The 814-nt window shown below is 71.6% G+C and carries 1 protein-coding gene; it reads right to left on the bottom strand.

Annotated elements, in window-relative coordinates; translation table 11 throughout:
* A partial coding sequence (locus tag BZL64_RS27970) for a class I tRNA ligase family protein (protein WP_244205516.1) occupies nucleotides 1-814 on the bottom strand: 814 nt, incomplete at both ends.

Below are 814 nucleotides of genomic sequence, written 5' to 3'. Positions count from 1 at the left end.
GCCGGTCCAGCTGGGTCTGGATGCGGGCGATGTCCTCGTCCGCCTTGGCCAGCCGGGCGCGGATCCCGTCGACGACCTTGTCCGGGGCCTTGGCCAGGAACGCCTCGTTGCCGAGCTTGCCCTGGGCCTGGGCCTTCTCCTTCTCGGCGGCGGCCAGGTCCTTCGCCAGCCGCTTGCGCTCGGCCGCCACGTCGATCGTGCCGGACAGGTCCAGCGCGACCGTGGCGCCCGAGACGGGCAGGGTCGCCGTCGCCGAGAATTCCTCGCCCTCCGGCTGGAGCCGCAGCAACTGGCGGATGGCCGCCTCGTGCGGGGCGAGCGCGGTGCCGTCCAGGTCCAGGCGGGCCGGGACCCGCTGGCCGGGCTGGAGTCCCTGGTCGGCGCGGAAGCGGCGGACCTCGGTGATGACGGACTGGAGCGTCTCGATCTCGCGCTCGGCGTCGGCGTCCCGGAAGCCGCTGTCCTTGGGCCAGTCGGCGATGACGACCGACTCGCCGCCGGTCAGCGTCGTCCACAGGGTCTCGGTGACGAACGGGACGACCGGGTGCAGCAGCCGCAGCGTGACGTCGAGGACCTCGCCGAGGACGCGCTTGCTGACCTCGGCAGGCTCGCCGCCCGCCAGGAACGTCGTCTTGGACAGCTCGACGTACCAGTCGAAGACCTCGTCCCACGCGAAGTGGAAGAGGGCGTCGGAGAGCTTGGCGAACTGGAAGTCGTCGTAGAACGCGTCGACTTCGGAGACCACCGAGTTGAGGCGGGACAGGATCCAGCGGTCGGTCGCCGACAGCTTCGAGGCGTCCGGCAGCGGGCCCTC

It is taken from the genome of Streptomyces bobili, assembly GCF_002154575.1.
Lineage (GTDB): Bacteria > Actinomycetota > Actinomycetes > Streptomycetales > Streptomycetaceae > Streptomyces > Streptomyces bobili.
This window is presented reverse-complemented; position numbering and strand designations above follow the sequence as displayed.